14 protein-coding genes are annotated in these 16,410 nt (G+C 65.3%); 10 read left to right on the top strand and 4 right to left on the bottom strand.

Features of this window, described 5'->3' with window-relative positions:
• A complete protein-coding gene (locus tag VFB18_RS00440; protein WP_324970306.1) occupies positions 1-939 on the bottom strand; it encodes a D-alanyl-D-alanine carboxypeptidase family protein in 939 nt (312 codons plus the stop codon).
• A 164-nt stretch (positions 940-1,103) separates the two neighbouring features.
• Between VFB18_RS00440 and VFB18_RS00435 the strand changes: the two genes are divergently transcribed.
• The 8 genes from VFB18_RS00435 to VFB18_RS00400 all read left to right on the top strand — a co-directional run bounded on the left by VFB18_RS00435 (position 1,104) and on the right by VFB18_RS00400 (position 9,500).
• Positions 1,104-1,565: a DUF2147 domain-containing protein gene (locus VFB18_RS00435; protein WP_324970305.1), complete on the top strand. Its 462-nt coding sequence runs from the start codon at positions 1,104-1,106 to the stop codon at positions 1,563-1,565.
• A 90-nt stretch (positions 1,566-1,655) separates the two neighbouring features.
• Positions 1,656-2,654 carry a hopanoid-associated sugar epimerase gene (gene hpnA, locus VFB18_RS00430; protein ID WP_324970304.1) on the top strand — a complete coding sequence of 333 codons (999 nt, stop codon included), beginning with the start codon at positions 1,656-1,658 and terminating at the stop codon, positions 2,652-2,654.
• Entirely contained in the window at positions 2,651-3,814 is a 1,164-nt protein-coding gene (locus tag VFB18_RS00425) for a glycosyltransferase (RefSeq protein WP_324970303.1), read from the top strand. Before hpnA ends, VFB18_RS00425 begins: the two co-directional genes overlap by 4 nt.
• Positions 3,811-4,689 carry a squalene synthase HpnC gene (gene hpnC, locus VFB18_RS00420; protein ID WP_414675613.1) on the top strand — a complete coding sequence of 293 codons (879 nt, stop codon included), beginning with the start codon at positions 3,811-3,813 and terminating at the stop codon, positions 4,687-4,689. The genes VFB18_RS00425 and hpnC overlap by 4 nt, the downstream gene beginning before the upstream one ends.
• On the top strand, positions 4,686-5,534 hold the full coding sequence (hpnD, locus tag VFB18_RS00415) for a presqualene diphosphate synthase HpnD (protein ID WP_324970301.1): 849 nt from the start codon (positions 4,686-4,688) through the stop codon (positions 5,532-5,534). Before hpnC ends, hpnD begins: the two co-directional genes overlap by 4 nt.
• Positions 5,534-6,823, top strand: a complete 1,290-nt coding sequence (gene hpnE, locus VFB18_RS00410; RefSeq protein ID WP_324970300.1) for a hydroxysqualene dehydroxylase HpnE — start codon at positions 5,534-5,536, stop codon at positions 6,821-6,823. The genes hpnD and hpnE overlap by 1 nt, the downstream gene beginning before the upstream one ends.
• Positions 6,820-8,802 (top strand): squalene--hopene cyclase, encoded by a 1,983-nt coding sequence (gene shc, locus VFB18_RS00405; protein ID WP_324970299.1) that lies wholly within the window; start codon positions 6,820-6,822, stop codon positions 8,800-8,802. The genes hpnE and shc overlap by 4 nt, the downstream gene beginning before the upstream one ends.
• Positions 8,799-9,500: a phosphorylase gene (locus VFB18_RS00400; protein ID WP_324970298.1), complete on the top strand. Its 702-nt coding sequence runs from the start codon at positions 8,799-8,801 to the stop codon at positions 9,498-9,500. The genes shc and VFB18_RS00400 overlap by 4 nt, the downstream gene beginning before the upstream one ends.
• Here VFB18_RS00400 and hpnH read toward each other — a convergent pair.
• Positions 9,444-10,592: an adenosyl-hopene transferase HpnH gene (hpnH, locus tag VFB18_RS00395; protein WP_324970297.1), complete on the bottom strand. Its 1,149-nt coding sequence runs from the start codon at positions 10,590-10,592 to the stop codon at positions 9,444-9,446. The genes VFB18_RS00400 and hpnH overlap by 57 nt on opposite strands.
• Before the next feature lie 48 nt (positions 10,593-10,640).
• Positions 10,641-11,567, bottom strand: a complete 927-nt coding sequence (gene ispH, locus VFB18_RS00390; protein ID WP_324970296.1) for a 4-hydroxy-3-methylbut-2-enyl diphosphate reductase — start codon at positions 11,565-11,567, stop codon at positions 10,641-10,643.
• 337 nt (positions 11,568-11,904) lie between these two features.
• Here ispH and VFB18_RS00385 point away from each other — a divergent pair, with 337 nt between their 5' ends.
• Both VFB18_RS00385 and VFB18_RS00380 read left to right on the top strand, forming a co-directional pair.
• On the top strand, positions 11,905-14,538 hold the full coding sequence (locus VFB18_RS00385; protein WP_324970295.1) for an MMPL family transporter: 2,634 nt from the start codon (positions 11,905-11,907) through the stop codon (positions 14,536-14,538).
• A gap of 154 nt (positions 14,539-14,692) precedes the next feature.
• Positions 14,693-15,787, top strand: coding sequence for a phosphatase PAP2 family protein (locus VFB18_RS00380; protein WP_324970294.1), 1,095 nt, complete (start codon positions 14,693-14,695; stop codon positions 15,785-15,787).
• Between the two features lie 2 nt (positions 15,788-15,789).
• On the opposite strand, the gene VFB18_RS00375 is transcribed toward VFB18_RS00380, so the two are convergent.
• A partial coding sequence (locus VFB18_RS00375; RefSeq protein WP_324970293.1) for a radical SAM protein occupies positions 15,790-16,410 on the bottom strand: 621 nt, incomplete at its 5' end.

Here is a 16,410-nt window from a genome sequence, read left to right as displayed (position 1 = left end):
TCAGGGCTGGCAGGTTTCGGCCGGCGCCACCGACGAGGTGGCGGGCACGGCGAACTCGGGAAAATCCTGGGGCAGCGCGGCGAGGATGGTCCGCATGTCGCTGTAGCGCGAGGGATGATCGGCGGCGCCGAGCACGACGGCGACGACGGTCGCCCCGCTCGGCGCCCGCCACCCCGCCACCAGGTGATAGAGGTTCTTGCCGACATAGGACCCGGTCTTGGCGCCGAGGATATTGTCCTCGCCGAGCATCTCGATCGTGCTGTCGATCGCCACTGTCCGCGCCTGTGGTCCGCCGACGCTGACCGTGCGGTGGGCGCATCGCCAGAAGGGCAGGAGGCGCTGATCGCGAAACACCACGCTTCCGATCGTCGCCACGTCGCGCGCCGTTGACGCGTTCACCGGCGAGATGCCGTAAGGATCGGCGAATTTGGTATGCTCGGCGCCGAGCGCGACCGCGGTCGCATTCATCTCCTCGACGAAGCGTTTGATGCCGCTGCCGCGCTTCTTCTCGCCGGCGAGCATTTTGCTGCCGGTGTAATCGGCGATGGCGAGCGCCGCGTCGTTGCCGGAGACGAGCAGCATCCCGTAGAGCAGGTCGCGCAAGCTCCACATGTCGCCCTTGCGAAGCCCTGCGGTCGAGCCGGGAACGAGATAGGCCTGGGTGACGGTCACCTCGTCGGACAGCTCTCCGTCCAACCGCTGCATCAGCACATAGGCCGTGATCAGTTTGGTGATGCTGAGGATTCGATATTCCTTGTCCGGGTTCCTCTGGTAGAGAACCTGGCCGGTGTCGGCGTTGACGACGAACACCGAGGACGCTGTCACCTTTGGCGGCGGAGCCTTGGCCTGCTGCGCCGAGACCTGGCCGGCCGCGAAGAGGGCGATCAGGAGCGCAAACCCTGCAACGGAACGGCGCAACGCGAGGGCGGGCTTCGGCATGAGCGTCATCGCCGGGTCATAGCCAAAGGCTAGGCGGAACGGAAGCGGCTTTCCCGGCGTATGACGAGGCGAAAGACCTTCCGCTTGAAGGGCCGGCATCAAATCAACAGAATTGGGTGGCAAGACCCGGACCCAACGAAACCTCAAACCGATCCCCGAGCAATATGAGACGCATAATTTTCATTGCCGCCCTCGGTCTTTGCCTTCTTTCGCCGAAGCTCCCCGCCATCGCCGGGGTCGATGAAAAGACGCCGACCGCCGCGGGTGTTTGGCAGCAGGTCGGCGACGACGGCAAGGTGGGCGCTCTCGTCACCATCAGCGAGGAGGACGGCGTCTATGTCGGCAGGCTGTCGCGGCTGTTCCTCGATCCCGGCGATGACCCGAACCCGATCTGCACCGAGTGCCCGGGAGACAAGCGCAATCGCCCCATCCTCGGCCTCGTTTTCATCGAGGGCATGAAGCAATCGGGGCTCGATTACGAGGATGGCACCATCCTCGACCCCGAGACGGGCAAGATCTACCACGCCACCATGCGTCTCAGCCCCGACGGGACCAAGCTCACCGTGCGCGGCTATGTCGGGCTCGAAATTTTCGGCCGGAGCCAGACCTGGACCCGCGTGGAGTGACCCGCTGGGGCCCACAAACATCCACTCATGACAAGCCCCAAGACCTGCTAAACAGCGCCCCGGAGGAACGGCTCAAGCGGGTGATGCGTCGTGCCCAATCCCGATCTCGCCTTGGTCACCGGAGCGACGGGCTTCGTCGGATCGGCGGTCGTGAGAGCGCTGCTCTCTGACGGCCTCCGCGTCCGCGCACTCGCGCGGCGAAGCTCGCCAAAGACCAATCTCGACGGCCTCGATATCGAGCTTGCCGAAGGCGACATGCGCGATGCGGATGCCGTCCGGGACGCGGCGCAAGGCGCGCGCTACGTGTTCCACGTCGCCGCCGATTACCGGCTGTGGGCGCCCGACCCCGAGGACATCATGCGCGCCAATGTCGAGGGGACGCGCACCGTCATGGAGGCCGCGGCCGGAGCGGGCGCGGAGCGCATCGTTTACACCTCAAGCGTCGCCACGCTGAAGCCGCTCCCCGATGGCAAGCCCGCCGACGAGACGAGCGCGCTCTCCGAGGATGAGGCGATCGGCGCCTATAAGAAGAGCAAGGTCGCCGCCGAGCGCCTGGTCGAAGTCATGGTGGGCGACGGGCTGCCGGCCGTCATCGTCAATCCTTCCGCTCCGGTCGGGCCGCGCGACCTTCGTCCCACGCCGACCGGCCGCATGATCCTCGAAGCGGCTTCGGGTCGCATCCCTGCCTTCGTCGATACCGGGCTCAACATCGTTCATGTCGACGATGTCGCCGCCGGCCATCTCCTTGCCCTGCGCAAGGGGCGGATCGGCGAGCGCTATATTCTCGGCGGCGAGAACATGACCCTGGCCGAGCTTCTCGCCCGCATCGCGCGCCTCGTTGGCCGCACGCCACCCCGCCTCAGCCTGCCGCGCTGGCCGCTCTATCCGATCGCCTACGCCGCCGAGGCTCTTGCGCGGCTCACCGGGCGCGAGCCGTTCGTCACCGTCGATGGGCTCCGGATGTCCGAATACCTCATGTACTTCACCTCGGCCAAGGCGGAACGCGAGCTAGGCTACCGGCCGCGCGCCGCCGAGGAGGCCATTCGCGACGCCATCGACTGGTTCCGGTCCGCGGGCTATCTCTCGTGAGCGCCACTCTCGTCATCGCCGCGCTCGCCCTCGGCATCTGGGTCTACCTCGTCTTGTTTCGCGGCTTCTTCTGGCTCGCCGCCGAGCGCGAGGATCGCAACCGCCCGAACCTTCCGGAAGGCGCCAACTGGCCGGGCGTCGTCGCCGTCATCCCGGCGCGCAACGAGGCGCTCGCTTTGCCGCGCACGCTCGCATCGCTCTCGGCGCAAGACTATCCGGGCAAGTTCGCCGTCGTCGTGGTCGATGACGACTCGACCGACGGCACCGGGGTGCTCGCGCGCAAAGCTGCCGCGGCGTCCGATGTCGAGATCTCAGTGCTTCAAGGCGCGCCGCTGCCTGGCGGCTGGACCGGGAAAGTGTGGGCGATGCAGCAAGGCATCGCCCATGCCGAGAGGATGGTGCCGCCCCCCGACTACCTTCTTCTCACCGACGCCGATATCGACTATCCGCCCGATGCGGTGGCTCGACTCGTCGCGCGCGCCAAGGCTTCGCGCACCGTGCTCACCTCGCTCATGGTGAAGCTCAATTGCGAGAGCTTGCCCGAGCGCGCGCTGATCCCGGCCTTCGTCTATTTCTTCCAGATGCTCTATCCCTTCGCCTGGGTGAACCGTGCCGAGAGCAAGACTGCGGCCGCGGCCGGAGGCGTGATGCTGGTCGACCGGCGCGCCCTCGCCAAGGCCGGGGGCATTGCCAAGATCCGCTCGGCGCTGATCGACGATTGCGCGCTCGCCAGGCTGCTGAAGGGTGAGGGCCCGATCTGGCTCGGCCTTGCCTCCGACGTCAGGAGCTCGCGGATCTATCCCCGCTTTGGCGACATCCGCCGCATGGTCGCCCGCTCGGCCTACGCCGAACTCGACTATTCCCCGTTGCGGCTCGCGGGGACCGCAATCGGCATGGTTTTGACCTTTATTTTCCCGCCAATTGCCGCGTGTTTCGCGCCATTTCCGGCCAATATTCTCGCCGCCGTGGCTTTCGCCTTGATGATGCTAAGCTTTTTGCCGATCTTGCGGTTCTATCGCCGGTCGGCGCTCTGGGCTGTCGCCTTACCGGCGATGGCCGCGGCATATTTGGTATTCACGCTGGACTCGGCATACCAGCATTGGCGGGGCAGGGGCGGGGCATGGAAGGGACGCAGTCAAGCGCTTGCGGCGAAGCGATGACCATCGCGCCCGAAATCGATGCGAGCAAGGACGAGCACGGCGAGAACTTCCCCGTGGCCTCGCGCCTGATCGCGCCGCATCTCCGTCGGCATGTGCTGAACTTCTATCGCTTCGCGCGCGCCGCCGACGACATCGCCGACCACCCAAGCCTGTCCGAGGACGCGAAGTTCGCCCGACTCGACGCGCTCGAGGCGACGCTGCTCGGCAAGTCGGACAGCGCCACGGCGGCGCTCCCGCTCAGGCGCTCGCTCGCCGAGATGGGATTAGCCGCCACCCATCCGCTCGATCTTCTCACCGCCTTTCGCGCCGACGTGACCAAGCAGCGCTACGCCGACTGGGACGAGCTCATGCACTATTGTCGCTATTCGGCCATGCCGGTCGGCCGCTTCGTGCTCGATCTGCACGGCGAGAGCGAATCGATCTGGGCCTATTCCGATCCGCTCTGCTCGGCGCTGCAAGTGATCAACCACGTGCAGGATTGCGCCAAGGATTATCGCGAGCTCGACCGCGTCTATCTCCCGCTCGATATCCTGACAGCGCACGGGACGGACGTGGCGGCGCTCGCTGACGCGCACGCATCGCCCGCGCTACTTGCCTCGCTGCGCGCCGTCGTCGCAAGGACGGCCGAGCTTATGCCCGAGGCTTCGAAGCTCCCGCTCGCCGTGCGCGATGTCCGCCTCGGCCTCGAGACCGGAGCGATTGTCGGGCTCGCGCACCGGCTGATCGGCATTCTGATGGTTCACGATCCCTTGAGCGAGAGGGTGCATCTCGCCAAGACCGCCGCTGCTGCAGAGGTCGCGCGCGGCGCAATTGGCACTCTCGCCTCGCGCCTCTTCAAACCGTCGTGGGTCCCACATTCGGGTGCGGGGTCATGAACGAGATCGAGATCAAGAGACCCGCAAGCCCTCCCCGCCGGCCCATCGCCCGGGGAAGCTCCTTCTACCTCGCCATGCGCATCCTCCCGCCCGAGCGGCGGCGGGCCATGTACGAGGTCTATGCCTTCTGCCGCGCCGTTGACGACATCGCCGACGATGGCGGCCCGCGCGCTGCCCGCATCGCCATGCTCGACCGCTGGCGCGGCGACCTCGCGCGCCTTTATGCCGGCCAGGGGACGACACCGCTGACCGAAGGTCTCGCCGATCCAGTGGCAAAGTTCGGACTGAAGCAGGAGGATTTTCTCGCCGTCATCGCCGGCATGGAGATGGACGTGAAGCGGAACATCCAAGCTCCCGATTGGGAGGCGCTCGATCTCTATTGCGACCGCGTCGCTTCCGCGGTCGGGCGGCTCTCGGTCAGGATCTTTGGCATCGACGATGAAAAGGGGCGCTTACTGTCCCACCATCTCGGCCGCGCGCTGCAGATGACCAATATCCTGAGGGACCTCGATCAGGACGGAGCGATGGGCCGGCTCTATCTGCCCAAGGAGGTGCTGGCCAATGCCGGGATTGCCGACCGCGACGTCGGCAAGGTCTTGGCGAATCCTCGCCTCGCCGAGGCGTGCGGCGCGCTGGCGGTGCGCGCCAGGCGGCATTTCGCCGAGGCCTCGGCGGTGATGAAACGCTGCGATCGGAAAAGCGTGCGCTCCCCGCGTATCATGGCCTCGGTTTATCGCGCGCTGCTCGAAAAGCTCGTGAAGCGCGGCTGGACTGCGCCGCGCGTCGACGTTCGCCCGTCCAAGCTGCAATTCCTGTGGGCCGTTTTGCTCTACGGCATCGTGTGATGGCAAGCGGCACTGTCCACATCATCGGCGCCGGCCTCGCCGGTCTTTCCGCTGCGGTGTCCCTGGTCGACTCCGGCGGTGACGTGGTCGTGCACGAGCTTGCCCGTCACGCCGGCGGCCGCTGCCGTTCTTATTTCGAGCCGGCACTCGGTCTCAACATCGACAACGGCAATCATCTCCTGCTCTCCGCCAACGATGCGGCGCTTTCCTTCCTTGAGACAATTGGCAGCAAAGGCAAGCTTGCCGGTCCCAACGAAGCGAAATTCGCGTTCGCCGATTTGACGTCGGGAGAGAGCTGGACCCTGCACCCGAATGAGGGCCCGATCCCTTGGTGGATCTTCGTCAAGGATCGCCGGGTGCCGGGCACGAGGCCGCTCGATTATTTGTCGATGCTGCGGCTGCTCAAGCCCGGCGCCGACGAGAGCCTGGACAAGATCATCGATTGTAGCGGCATTCTCTACGAGCGGCTGTCGCGGCCGCTGTTCCTTGCCGCGCTCAACACCGAGCCGCGCGAGGCTTCTGCGCTTCTTGCGAGCGCGATCTTGCGCAAGACCTTGGCGCGGGGCGGCCGTGCCTGCCACCCGCTCATTGCTTCGGAGGGATTGGGCTCGGCCTTCATCGATCCCGCACTCTCTTATCTCGATCGGAACGGCGCGAAGGTCTGCTTTATGCATCAGCTTCGCCGCATCGAAATTGCGGGCGATAGGGCGCAATCACTCGATTTCAGCGATGACAGTATCGAACTTGCTCCGGGCGACGATGTCGTTCTGGCCGTCCCGGCCGCCGTCGCGCGCCTGCTCGTTCCGGGGCTTCAAGGGCCGGGTAGGTTCCGGGCCATCGTCAACGCGCATTTCAAAGTGGCGCCCCCTGACGGCTTCCCGCGTCTGCTTGGCATCGTCAACGGCACGGCCGAGTGGTTGTTCGCCTATCCCGACCGGATTTCGGCCACCATCAGCGCGGCCGATCGCTTCATCGAAACTGCGCGCGAGGAGCTTGCGGAGGCGATCTGGAGCGATATTGCGAAGCTCATCGGAGCCGAGCGTGCCATGCCGCCATGGCACATCGTCAAGGAACGTCGCGCCACCTTTGCCGCACTTCCCGAGGAGAATGCCAAACGCCCGGGCCCCAAGACCCGGCTCTCCAACCTCTATCTTGCCGGCGACTGGACGGCGACCGGGCTTCCCGCCACCATCGAAGGCGCGATTTGCTCCGGCAAGACGGCCGCGAGTTTGGTCCTCGCTAAGTCGCGGCAGGGCCTGAACGGCAAGGGAAGGAGACGCACGCCGTGAATCTGATCGCGAAGGAAACGAAGGCAACGGCTGCCGGCACGAGTGGCGCCCTCGATGCCGCGATCGGCGCGGCGACGCGGGCCCTTTGCGCCCTTCAGCGCGACGACGGGCACTTCGTCTTCGAGTTGGAGGCCGATGCTACGATCCCGGCCGAATACGTGCTGATGCGCCATTACCGCGGCGAACCGGTCGACGCTTTGCTCGAGGCCAAGATCGCGCGCTATCTCCGCCGTATCCAATCCGACGATGGCGGCTGGCCGCTGTTCCATGCGGGCCGCTCCGACGTCAGTGCGAGCGTCAAAGCCTATTTCGCTTTGAAGATGATCGGCGACGCCATCGATGACCGGCACATGGCGCGGGCGCGTGTCTGGATTCTCGATCATGGCGGCGCCGCCAACAGCAACGTGTTCACGCGCAACCTGCTCGCACTCTATGGCGCGATCCCTTGGCGCGGCGTCCCCGTCATGCCGGTCGAGATCATGCTTTTGCCGCGCTGGTTCCCCTTCCATCTCGACAAAATGTCCTACTGGGCGCGCACCGTGCTCGTGCCGCTGATGGTGCTGAACGCGCTCAAGCCGCGCGCGGTCAACGCCAAGGGTGTGCGCATCGACGAGCTGTTCGTGACGGCGCCGTCGGAGGTCAAGCACTGGCCCAAGGGCGCGCACCAAAATAGCGCCTGGTCCGGCGTTTTCGGCGCCATCGACCAAGTGCTGCGCGCGACCGAGACCTATTTTCCCAAGGCGAGTCGTTCACGCGCGATTCGGCGCGCCGAAACCTTCGTGACCGAACGGCTCAACGGCGAGGACGGGCTCGGCGCGATTTTTCCTGCGATGGTGAACGCGCTTCTGATGTTCGATGCGCTCGGCATCCCTGCTGACGACCCGAGGGTCAAGACCGCGCGCGCCTCGATCGAGAAGCTGCTCGTGATCAAGGACGACGAGGCCTACTGCCAGCCTTGCCTCTCGCCGGTATGGGACACGGCGCTCACCGCGCACACGCTGCTCGAAGTGGGCGGCGAGGACTGCGAGCGGCGGTGCCTCGCAAGCCTCGAATGGCTCCGTCCGCTTCAGGTCCTCGACACGGCCGGCGATTGGGCCTCGGCGCGGCCGAACGTGCGGCCGGGCGGCTGGGCCTTCCAATACGCCAATCCGCATTACCCCGATCTCGACGACACCGCCGTCGTGGTCATGGCCATGGACAGGAGCGCTCCGCGTATTCCGGCCGGGCGCCGCGATGGCTTCGCGAGCGCGATCGACCGCGCGCGCCAATGGGTCCTCGGCATGCAGAGCAAGAACGGCGGCTGGGCCGCCTTCGACGCCGACAACGAATATTACTATCTGAACGAAATCCCCTTCGCCGATCACGGGGCCCTGCTCGATCCGCCGACCGAGGACGTGACCGCGCGCTGCGTTTCGATGCTGGCGCAGCTCGGCGCGAGCGTGGGCAAGGACGAGGCGCTCGACAAAGGCATCGCTTATTTGCTGCGAACCCAGAAGCCGGATGGGAGCTGGTACGGCCGCTGGGGCATGAACTACATCTACGGCACCTGGTCGGTGCTGTGCGCGCTGAACGCCGCGCGGCTTAACCCCTCAACGCCCGCCTTTCGCAAGGCAGTGCAATGGCTTGCGTCGATTCAGAATGACGACGGCGGCTGGGGCGAGGCGGGCGACAGCTACAAGCTCGATTATCGCGGCTACGAGAGAGCGCCGAGTACCGCATCACAGACGGCGTGGGCGCTGCTCGCGCTGATGGCGGCCGGCGAGGTGGATCATCCGGCGGTTGCCAAAGGCGTCGCCTATCTCTTGCACAACCAGGGCGAGGATGGGTTCTGGACCGAGCCCTATTTCACCGCGACCGGCTTCCCGCGCGTGTTTTATCTCCGCTATCACGGCTACGCGAAATTTTTCCCGCTATGGGCGCTCGCGCGCTACCGCAATTTGAAATCTGCCAACACCACTTCCGTCCTGGTCGGCATGTGAGCGAGGCAAGCGGACATCAGGGATTCGTCATCGCCGTCGGAGGCTTGCGTGCCGAGGCGCGCATCGCTGCGCGGTCGGCAGGGGTGAGGACGGTCGCAGGCGGCGGGGGCGCGCGGCGCCTAGGCGGCCTGATCCAGGAACAGATTGCGCGCGGCGGACGGGCGATCATCAGCTTCGGCATCGCCGCGGGGCTGGCACCCGGCCTCGACGCGGGAACCTGCGTCGTCGCAAGCGAAGTGGTCTCGGAGAGCGACCGTACCCGCTACGCCGTCACCAGGCGCTGGACCGCCGCGCTGAGGTCGCAGCTTGCGAAGGCCGAGTATGCGCCGATCGCCGGGGTCGCAAGGGCCCTTGTTGAACCCGCCGAGAAGCTCGCGCTTCATGGCAGGACGCAAGCCGTCGCGGCCGACATGGAGAGCCACATCGCCGCCGAGCTTGCGGCGCGGCATAACCTCCCCTTCGCCGTGCTCCGCGTGATCGCCGACCCGGTCGAGCGGCCGCTTCCGCCCGCGGCGCTCGTCGGCCTGCGTCAGGACGGCGAGATCGACGTCGGCGCGGTGCTCGCCTCGCTCGCGCGAAATCCGACTCAGTTACGGGGACTTATGGGGCTTGCCTTCGATACGAGGCGAGCCTTTGCCGCGCTACTCCGCTGCAGCGACCTTCTCGGTCCGCGCCTCGGCCTCGGCGATCTCGGCTAGCCTCTGTTCGACGTGCCGCGAGAACACGTATTCGGCGGGCCTCTGTCCGTCGAGCGGAATCTCCGGCGCCATCGCTCCCTCGGTCTTGATGCCGGTGAGCGCGACTGCCGCCACCTTCCACGGCTTCTTCACCGCATCGACCACCGCCGACGCCTCGAAGCCGCTATGCACCATGCAGTCGGCGCATTTCTCGTAGTTTCCGGTGCCGTAGCGGTCCCACGCCGTGTCCTCCATCAGCTCCTTGAAGGTCCTGGCGTAGCCTTCGCCGAGCAGGTAGCAGGGCCTCTGCCATCCGAACACGGTGCGGGTCGGATTGCCCCACGGCGTGCAATGATAAGTCTGGTTGCCGGCGAGGAAGTCGAGGAATAGCCCCGACTGGAACAGCGGCCATTTGCGTCGGCCCTTTTCGCGGCGAAAGATGTCGCGGAAGAGCTGCTTGGTCTTGGCGCGGTTGAGGAAGTGCTGCTGGTCCGGCGCCCGCTCGTAGGCATAACCGGGCGACACCGTGATGCCGCCGACGCCAAGATCCCGCACGGTGTCGAAGAAATCGGCGACCCGCTCGGGAATAGCATCGTTGAACAGAGTGCAGTTGATGTTCACGCGATAGCCCTTGGCCTTGGCCGTGCGGATCGCGGCGACCGCCTTGTCGTAGACGCCGGCGCGGCACACCGAGCGGTCGTGCATTTCCTTGTCGCCGTCGAGATGGACCGACCAGTTGAAGCGTGCATGCGGCGCATATTGGTCGAGCTTCTTCTCCATGAGGAGCGCATTGGTGCAGACGGTGACGTATTTGCCCTTGGCGAGCGCGCCCTTGACGATCTCTGGCAGCTCCTTGTGCAGCAGCGGCTCGCCGCCAGCCAGCACGACGACCGGCGCACCGCACTCATCGATCGCCTCCATGCATTCCGCCACCGAGAGGCGCTGATCGAGGATCTTGTCGGGGTAGTCGATCTTGCCGCAGCCGGCACAGGCGAGGTTGCAGCGGAACAGGGGCTCGAGCATGAGGACGAGCGGATAGCGCTTCCGGCCGCGCAAGTGCTGGCCGAGGACATAGGCCCCGATGCTCATGGCCTGGCGAAGCGGAATTCCCATTGACATTTTCCTCAAGCGAGCGGGGCGGCCCCTTGCGCCCGTCTCGGTTTAAGCGTCCACGAGCTCGCGCGGGAGTCGGAAATAGACCTTTTCCTCCATCCCGGAAAGGGCGGAGACTTCGATCGGGCCAAACCGGGCGAGCGCCGCGACCACGTCGTCGACCAGCACCTCGGGAGCCGAGGCGCCCGCCGTCAATCCGACCGTCGTCTTGCCCTCGAACCACCCATCCTCGAGCTCGCCGCCGTCGGCAACGAGATAGCTCGGCACGCCGGACTCCTCGCCGATCTCGCGCAGGCGGTTCGAGTTGGAGCTGTTCTTGGCGCCGACCACGAGGATGACATCGACCATGGTGGCAAGCTCGCGCACCGCCGTCTGGCGGTTTTGTGTTGCATAGCAGATGTCGCGCGTCTCGGGCCCGATCACGTCTTTGAATCGCCGCTTGACCGCCTCGATGGTTGCACGCGTGTCGTCGACACTGAGCGTGGTCTGGGTGATGTAGGCGACCGGCGCATCGAGCGGGATGTCGAGGGTCTCGACGTCCTCCTTGCTCTGGATGAGATGGACCTCGCCCCTGAGCTGGCCCATGGTGCCTTCGATCTCCGGGTGCCCGGCGTGCCCGATCAAAATGACGACGCGACCTTGGTCGAGATAGCGCTGCCCCTCGTGATGGACTTTGGCGACGAGGGGACAGACCGCATCGAGCACCGACAGCCCGCGCCTTTCGGCGTCGACCTCGACGGCGCGCGAGACCCCGTGCGCGCTGAAGATGGTGACGGCTCCTGCCGGCACCTCGGACAGGCTCTCGACGAAGCGGGCGCCCTTGGCTTCCAGGCTCTGCACCACGTGGCGATTATGGACGATCTCATGGCGCACATAGACCGGCGCGCCGTAGCGCTCCAAGGCCCGCTCGACGATCTCGATTGCGCGCACCACGCCGGCACAGAAGCCGCGCGGTTGCGCCAAGATGACTTTCATATTGACCGGCCCCCGAGCCCGGTTGCCACCCTTGCCGCCATTAGTTCGCCGACGAGGCTTGCGGTCAAGATGCCTGCTGGTCGCCCTCGTGTCACAATTGGCCGCAATTGCTTGCCAAAACGGCCTCGTCGGCTAGGTGGCCTCAATCTAACGAAAGAGGCGCGCCTTTAGCGCCCGGCGAGGGAGATGGACACGTCCGCCTCACTCCCACTAGAACCGCCGGCATGATCTTTGCCGGCCGATCATCGGGAGAACTGAAACCCGCCTAAGGCTCAGGCAAGGACGCAAGAAGGCAGGAAATGCTCGTGAAATTGGGGGCGAAGTCAGCTGCAAGATTATGATCGAGTCCGCGATTTTCAGGATCTTCAGACTATGCACCGCGCGTCCCGTGCTGACGCTCGTCATTTACTTGATGGTCACTGTTGCCGCGGTGCTCTTCACCACGGAAAATTTTGCGATCCACACCGACACGAGCCAGCTCATCTCTTCGCGCCTCCCCTGGCGCCAGCGCGAATTGGAGCTCGATGCGGCATTTCCGCAACAGGTGAGCACCCTGCTCGTGGTGATCGACGGCACCACGCCTGAGCTTGCCGATGACGGCGCCAAAAGGCTCGCCGTAGCTCTTGCCGCCGACCACACCCATTTCCAGTCGGTGCGCGAGACCGGGGGTGGCCCGTTCTTCGAGCATAACGGCCTTCTGTTCCTCTCGACCGAAGATGTGCAAGCCACCGCCGACGAGCTCATCCGCGCCCAGCCGTTCCTCGGGACGCTTGCCGCCGATCCCACTCTGCGCGGCCTCGCGCAAGCGCTCGCCTATATCCCGAAAGGCGAGGCGGAAGGTGCGATCGACGAGAAGGATTTCGCCACGCCGCTTAAGCGGCTCTCCGCCACGATCGACGATCTTCTCGCCGGCCGCCAAGCAGACTTCTCCTGGGGCGAGCTGATGTCGGGCAAGCCGCCGGCACGGCACGAGCTTCGACGCTTCATCACTGTGAAGCCTGTGCTCGATTTCGACGAGCTTCAGCCAGGCGCTGCCGCTTCGGACACTATTCGCAAAACGGCGAAGGAGCTTGGTCTCGATGCCGACCACGGCGTGAGCGTCCGCCTGACCGGCACCGTGGCCATGGCCGACGACGAATTCGGCACCGTGGCCGACGGCGCGCTCCTCAATGTGCTGCTCACGGTCGCCGCGGTGCTCCTGATCCTGTGGATCGCGCTCCGCTCGAAGCGCCTGATCTTCGCGGTTACGCTCTGCCTGTTCGCCGGACTGGCGATCACCGCCGCGCTCGGCCTTGCCCTTGTCGGCGCGCTCAACCTCATCTCGGTTGCGTTCGCCGTGCTGTTCGTGGGCATCGGCGTCGATTTCGGCATCCAGGTCGCGGTGCGCTATCGCCAGGAACGGCACAACAAGGGAGACCTAGAGCCGGCTCTCGTCTCGACCGCGGCGAAGATCGCAACGCCGCTCACGCTCGCCGCGACGGCAACGGCGGCCGGCTTCTACGCCTTCCTTCCCACCGCCTATCGCGGCGTATCCGAGCTCGGACTGATCTCGGGCACGGGCATGCTCGTGGCCTTCCTCATCAGCGTCACGCTCTTGCCCGCGTTGCTGCTGCTGCTCAAGCCTCCCCCCGAGCCGGAAGGCGTGGGCTATCGGAGGCTCGCTCCAGTCGACCGTTTCATGGCGCGCCACCGCATGCCGATCCTCATCGTCGCCGTCCTCGCTGTGGCGGCGGGGCTTCCCCTGTTCCGCGACCTGAAATTCGACTTCAATCCGCTGAACTTGCGCAGCAACGCGGTGGAATCGGTCTCGACCCTGCTCGACCTGATGCGCGATCCGGACACCTCACCGAACGTGATCAACGTGCTTACGCCTTCGGTCGCAGACGCTGATTCTCTCGCGAAGCGGCTCGACCAGCTGCCCGAGGTCTCGAGCACGGTCACCCTGCAAAGCTTCGTGCCCAGCGACCAGGAGGCGAAGCTCGCCATCATCGCCGATACGGCCTCCATTCTCGATCCGACGCTCAACCCGCCGGAAATAAAGACGCCTCCGAGCGACGACGAGACGCGCGCCGCGCTCAACGACGCGGCGTCGGACTTTCTCTCCAGCGGCAGAGGCGAGGCGAGCGATGCCATCGCCAAGTCGCTCAAGGCACTTGCTGACGCTGATCGGGCAACGCGTGCCTCCGTCGAGACGACGCTGCTCGGCGGACTGAAGCTCAGGCTCGATCAGATCAGGGCAAGCCTTCAACCCCGGCAGGTCACGCTCGCCGGCCTGCCGGAGGACCTGCGCCAGGATTGGATCGGCAAGGACGGGCGAGCGCGGGTCGAGGTGAAGCCGAAAGGCGATCAGAACGACAACGACACGATGCGGCGCTTTGCGTCGGCGGTGCTCGCAGTGGCTCCGAACGCGACCGGAACGCCGATCCTCATTCAGGAATCGGCCGACACCATCGTGCATGCCTTCCTTCAGGCGGGCGCGCTCGCTCTAGTGTTGATCACGCTGACCCTGTTCCTGGCGCTCCGCCGCGTCAGCGATGTTCTGGTAACGCTCGTGCCCTTGCTGCTCGCAGGCGTCGTGACGCTCGAGCTCACCGTGCTGTTCGGCCTCCCGCTCAACTTTGCCAACATCATTGCGCTTCCGTTGCTGCTCGGCGTCGGCGTCGCGTTCAAGATCTATTATGTGCTCGCTTGGCGCGGCGGCGAGACGAGCCTGCTTGCCTCGTCGCTCACGCGCGCCGTGCTGTTCAGCGCCGCCACCACGGCATCGGCCTTCGCGAGCCTATGGCTCTCCAATCATCCGGGAACCTCGAGCATGGGCAAGCTTTTGAGCCTTGCGCTTGCCACCACGCTCGTCGCCGCCGTTCTGTTTCAGCCAATCCTGATGGGGCCGCCGCGCCAGGCACGAGAAGAGCCGCCGCCTCGGCCGGCGCGAGCGCGCGAGCCTGCCCTCTCGCACCCGGCCGAGGATTGAGGGTTAGGGGAGCAGCGCCGCTCACGCAGGAAGCGAACGAGAACCCAACTTCGCCTCCTGGTCGGGACTGTCACAATTGTTGGCGCTGGCGTAGGGAGCGGCTATAGAGAAACGTTCATCGACTCAAGAAAGCGGGGAGCTTGAGTCTTAGCCGATGGCCAGTGGCGAGACGATCGAACGACGTCGCCGCGCGAAATTGAGCGCGGTGCTGCCGCATGAATGGATCTTCGGCACCTTCCTGCTCCTCACAGCCTTGCGCCTGGGGTTCGCGGGCAACGTGGCGCAGCCCTGGTCCTGTGTGTTTTTCGCCTGCCTGCTCGCGGCGATCGGCGCCTTTTACTGGACCGAACGCAACCCGACCCCTTGGCGATGGCGCGTGCGGCTCCTGCTCTATCCGGCCATCATGGGCATTTCGTTCTACGCGATGGGAACGGCCGTGCCGCTGCTCGGCAACGATAAAGTCGACGGCCTGCTGCTCGGCTGGGACCGTGCGCTTGTCGGCGAGACTCCGGCGCTTGCCTGGCAATACTGGCTCCATCCGGGATTGGCCGACCTGGCGATGGCCGGCTATCTCTTTTTCTTTTTCTATCTCGTGGTCGGACCCGCAGTTTACTGCGTGACCGACTTGCGGCTGTTCCGCAAGTGCATCGTGGGGCTGTTCACGATGTACGGCCTCGCCTTCACCGGCTACACGCTGCTGCCGGCCGGAGGGCCGTGGCGCTGGATGGATTTCGCCACGCCGCTGGAAGGTGCCTTCCTGCTCGACTGGACACTCCCCACGGTAAATGCAGGCAGCAACGCGATCGACGTGTTTCCCAGCGTGCACGTAGCGGCGACGCTTTATCTCCTGCTCTTCGACTGGCAGCACGGCCGGCGCCGGTTCTGGCTCTACCTGTTGCCATGCCTAGTGCTGTGGTGGTCCACCATGTATCTCCGGTTCCACTACTTCGTGGACTTGCTAGGGGGAATAGCCGTCGCGCTCGCCGGCTGGACAATGGCAATGCAGTATGATGTCGCCTCCAGGACGGAACACGGGCAATGGCTGGAGGAGGGGACCTTGCTTCGGCGCTTGGTTCCCCGCCTGGACCGCGCGGGCACGCTCCTCAGCGTCGCTCTCGTCGCCGTTCTGGTGGCGGCCGTGCTGCTCCAACTCATCCTCAGCGGCACGGTTCTGCAAGCGAAAGAAGAAGCCCGGCGGAATTCCGGCAACCGGTCCGAGCCGGCGCCGTCCGAATTGAGCGAAGACTGAAATCAGGCCGGCAGGTCGCGCCGCTCACGCAGGAAGCGGAAGAACTCGAGTCCTTCGCGCAAGCGCCGCTTCATCATCTCCGGGCTCCGCACCATCTCCCCGACGATTGCCGCGATCTTCGGCGCGCGGAAATAGAAGCGCTTATAGAAATCCTCGACCGACGCGAAGATCTCGGTGTGGCTGAGATGCGGATAGGAGATCGGCGCGATCTGCGTGCCGAGATCGGTCAGAAGCTCCTCGTCCTCGTGGTGCAGCCAATCGTTCTCGCGCGCCTGGTTGTAGAGGAACGTGCCGGGGTAGGGCGCGGCAAGCGACACCTGGATGGTGTGTGGGTTGATCTCGCTGGCGAAACGGATCGTCTCCTCGATGGTCTCCTTGGTCTCGCCGGGCAGCCCGAGGATGAAAGTGCCGTGAATGACGATGCCGAGGTTGTGACAATCCTTGGTGAACCTGCGGGCGACGTCGACGCGCATACCCTTCTTGATGTTGTGCAGGATCTGCTGGTTGCCCGACTCGTAGCCGACGAGAAGGAGACGCAGACCGTTGTCCCTCATCACCTTCAACGTGTCGTAAGGGACGTTGGCCTTGGCGTTGCACGACCAGGTGATGCCGAGCTTGCCGAT

This window comes from Methyloceanibacter sp., assembly GCF_035650995.1.
Lineage (GTDB): Bacteria > Pseudomonadota > Alphaproteobacteria > Rhizobiales > Methyloligellaceae > Methyloceanibacter.
This window is presented reverse-complemented; position numbering and strand designations above follow the sequence as displayed.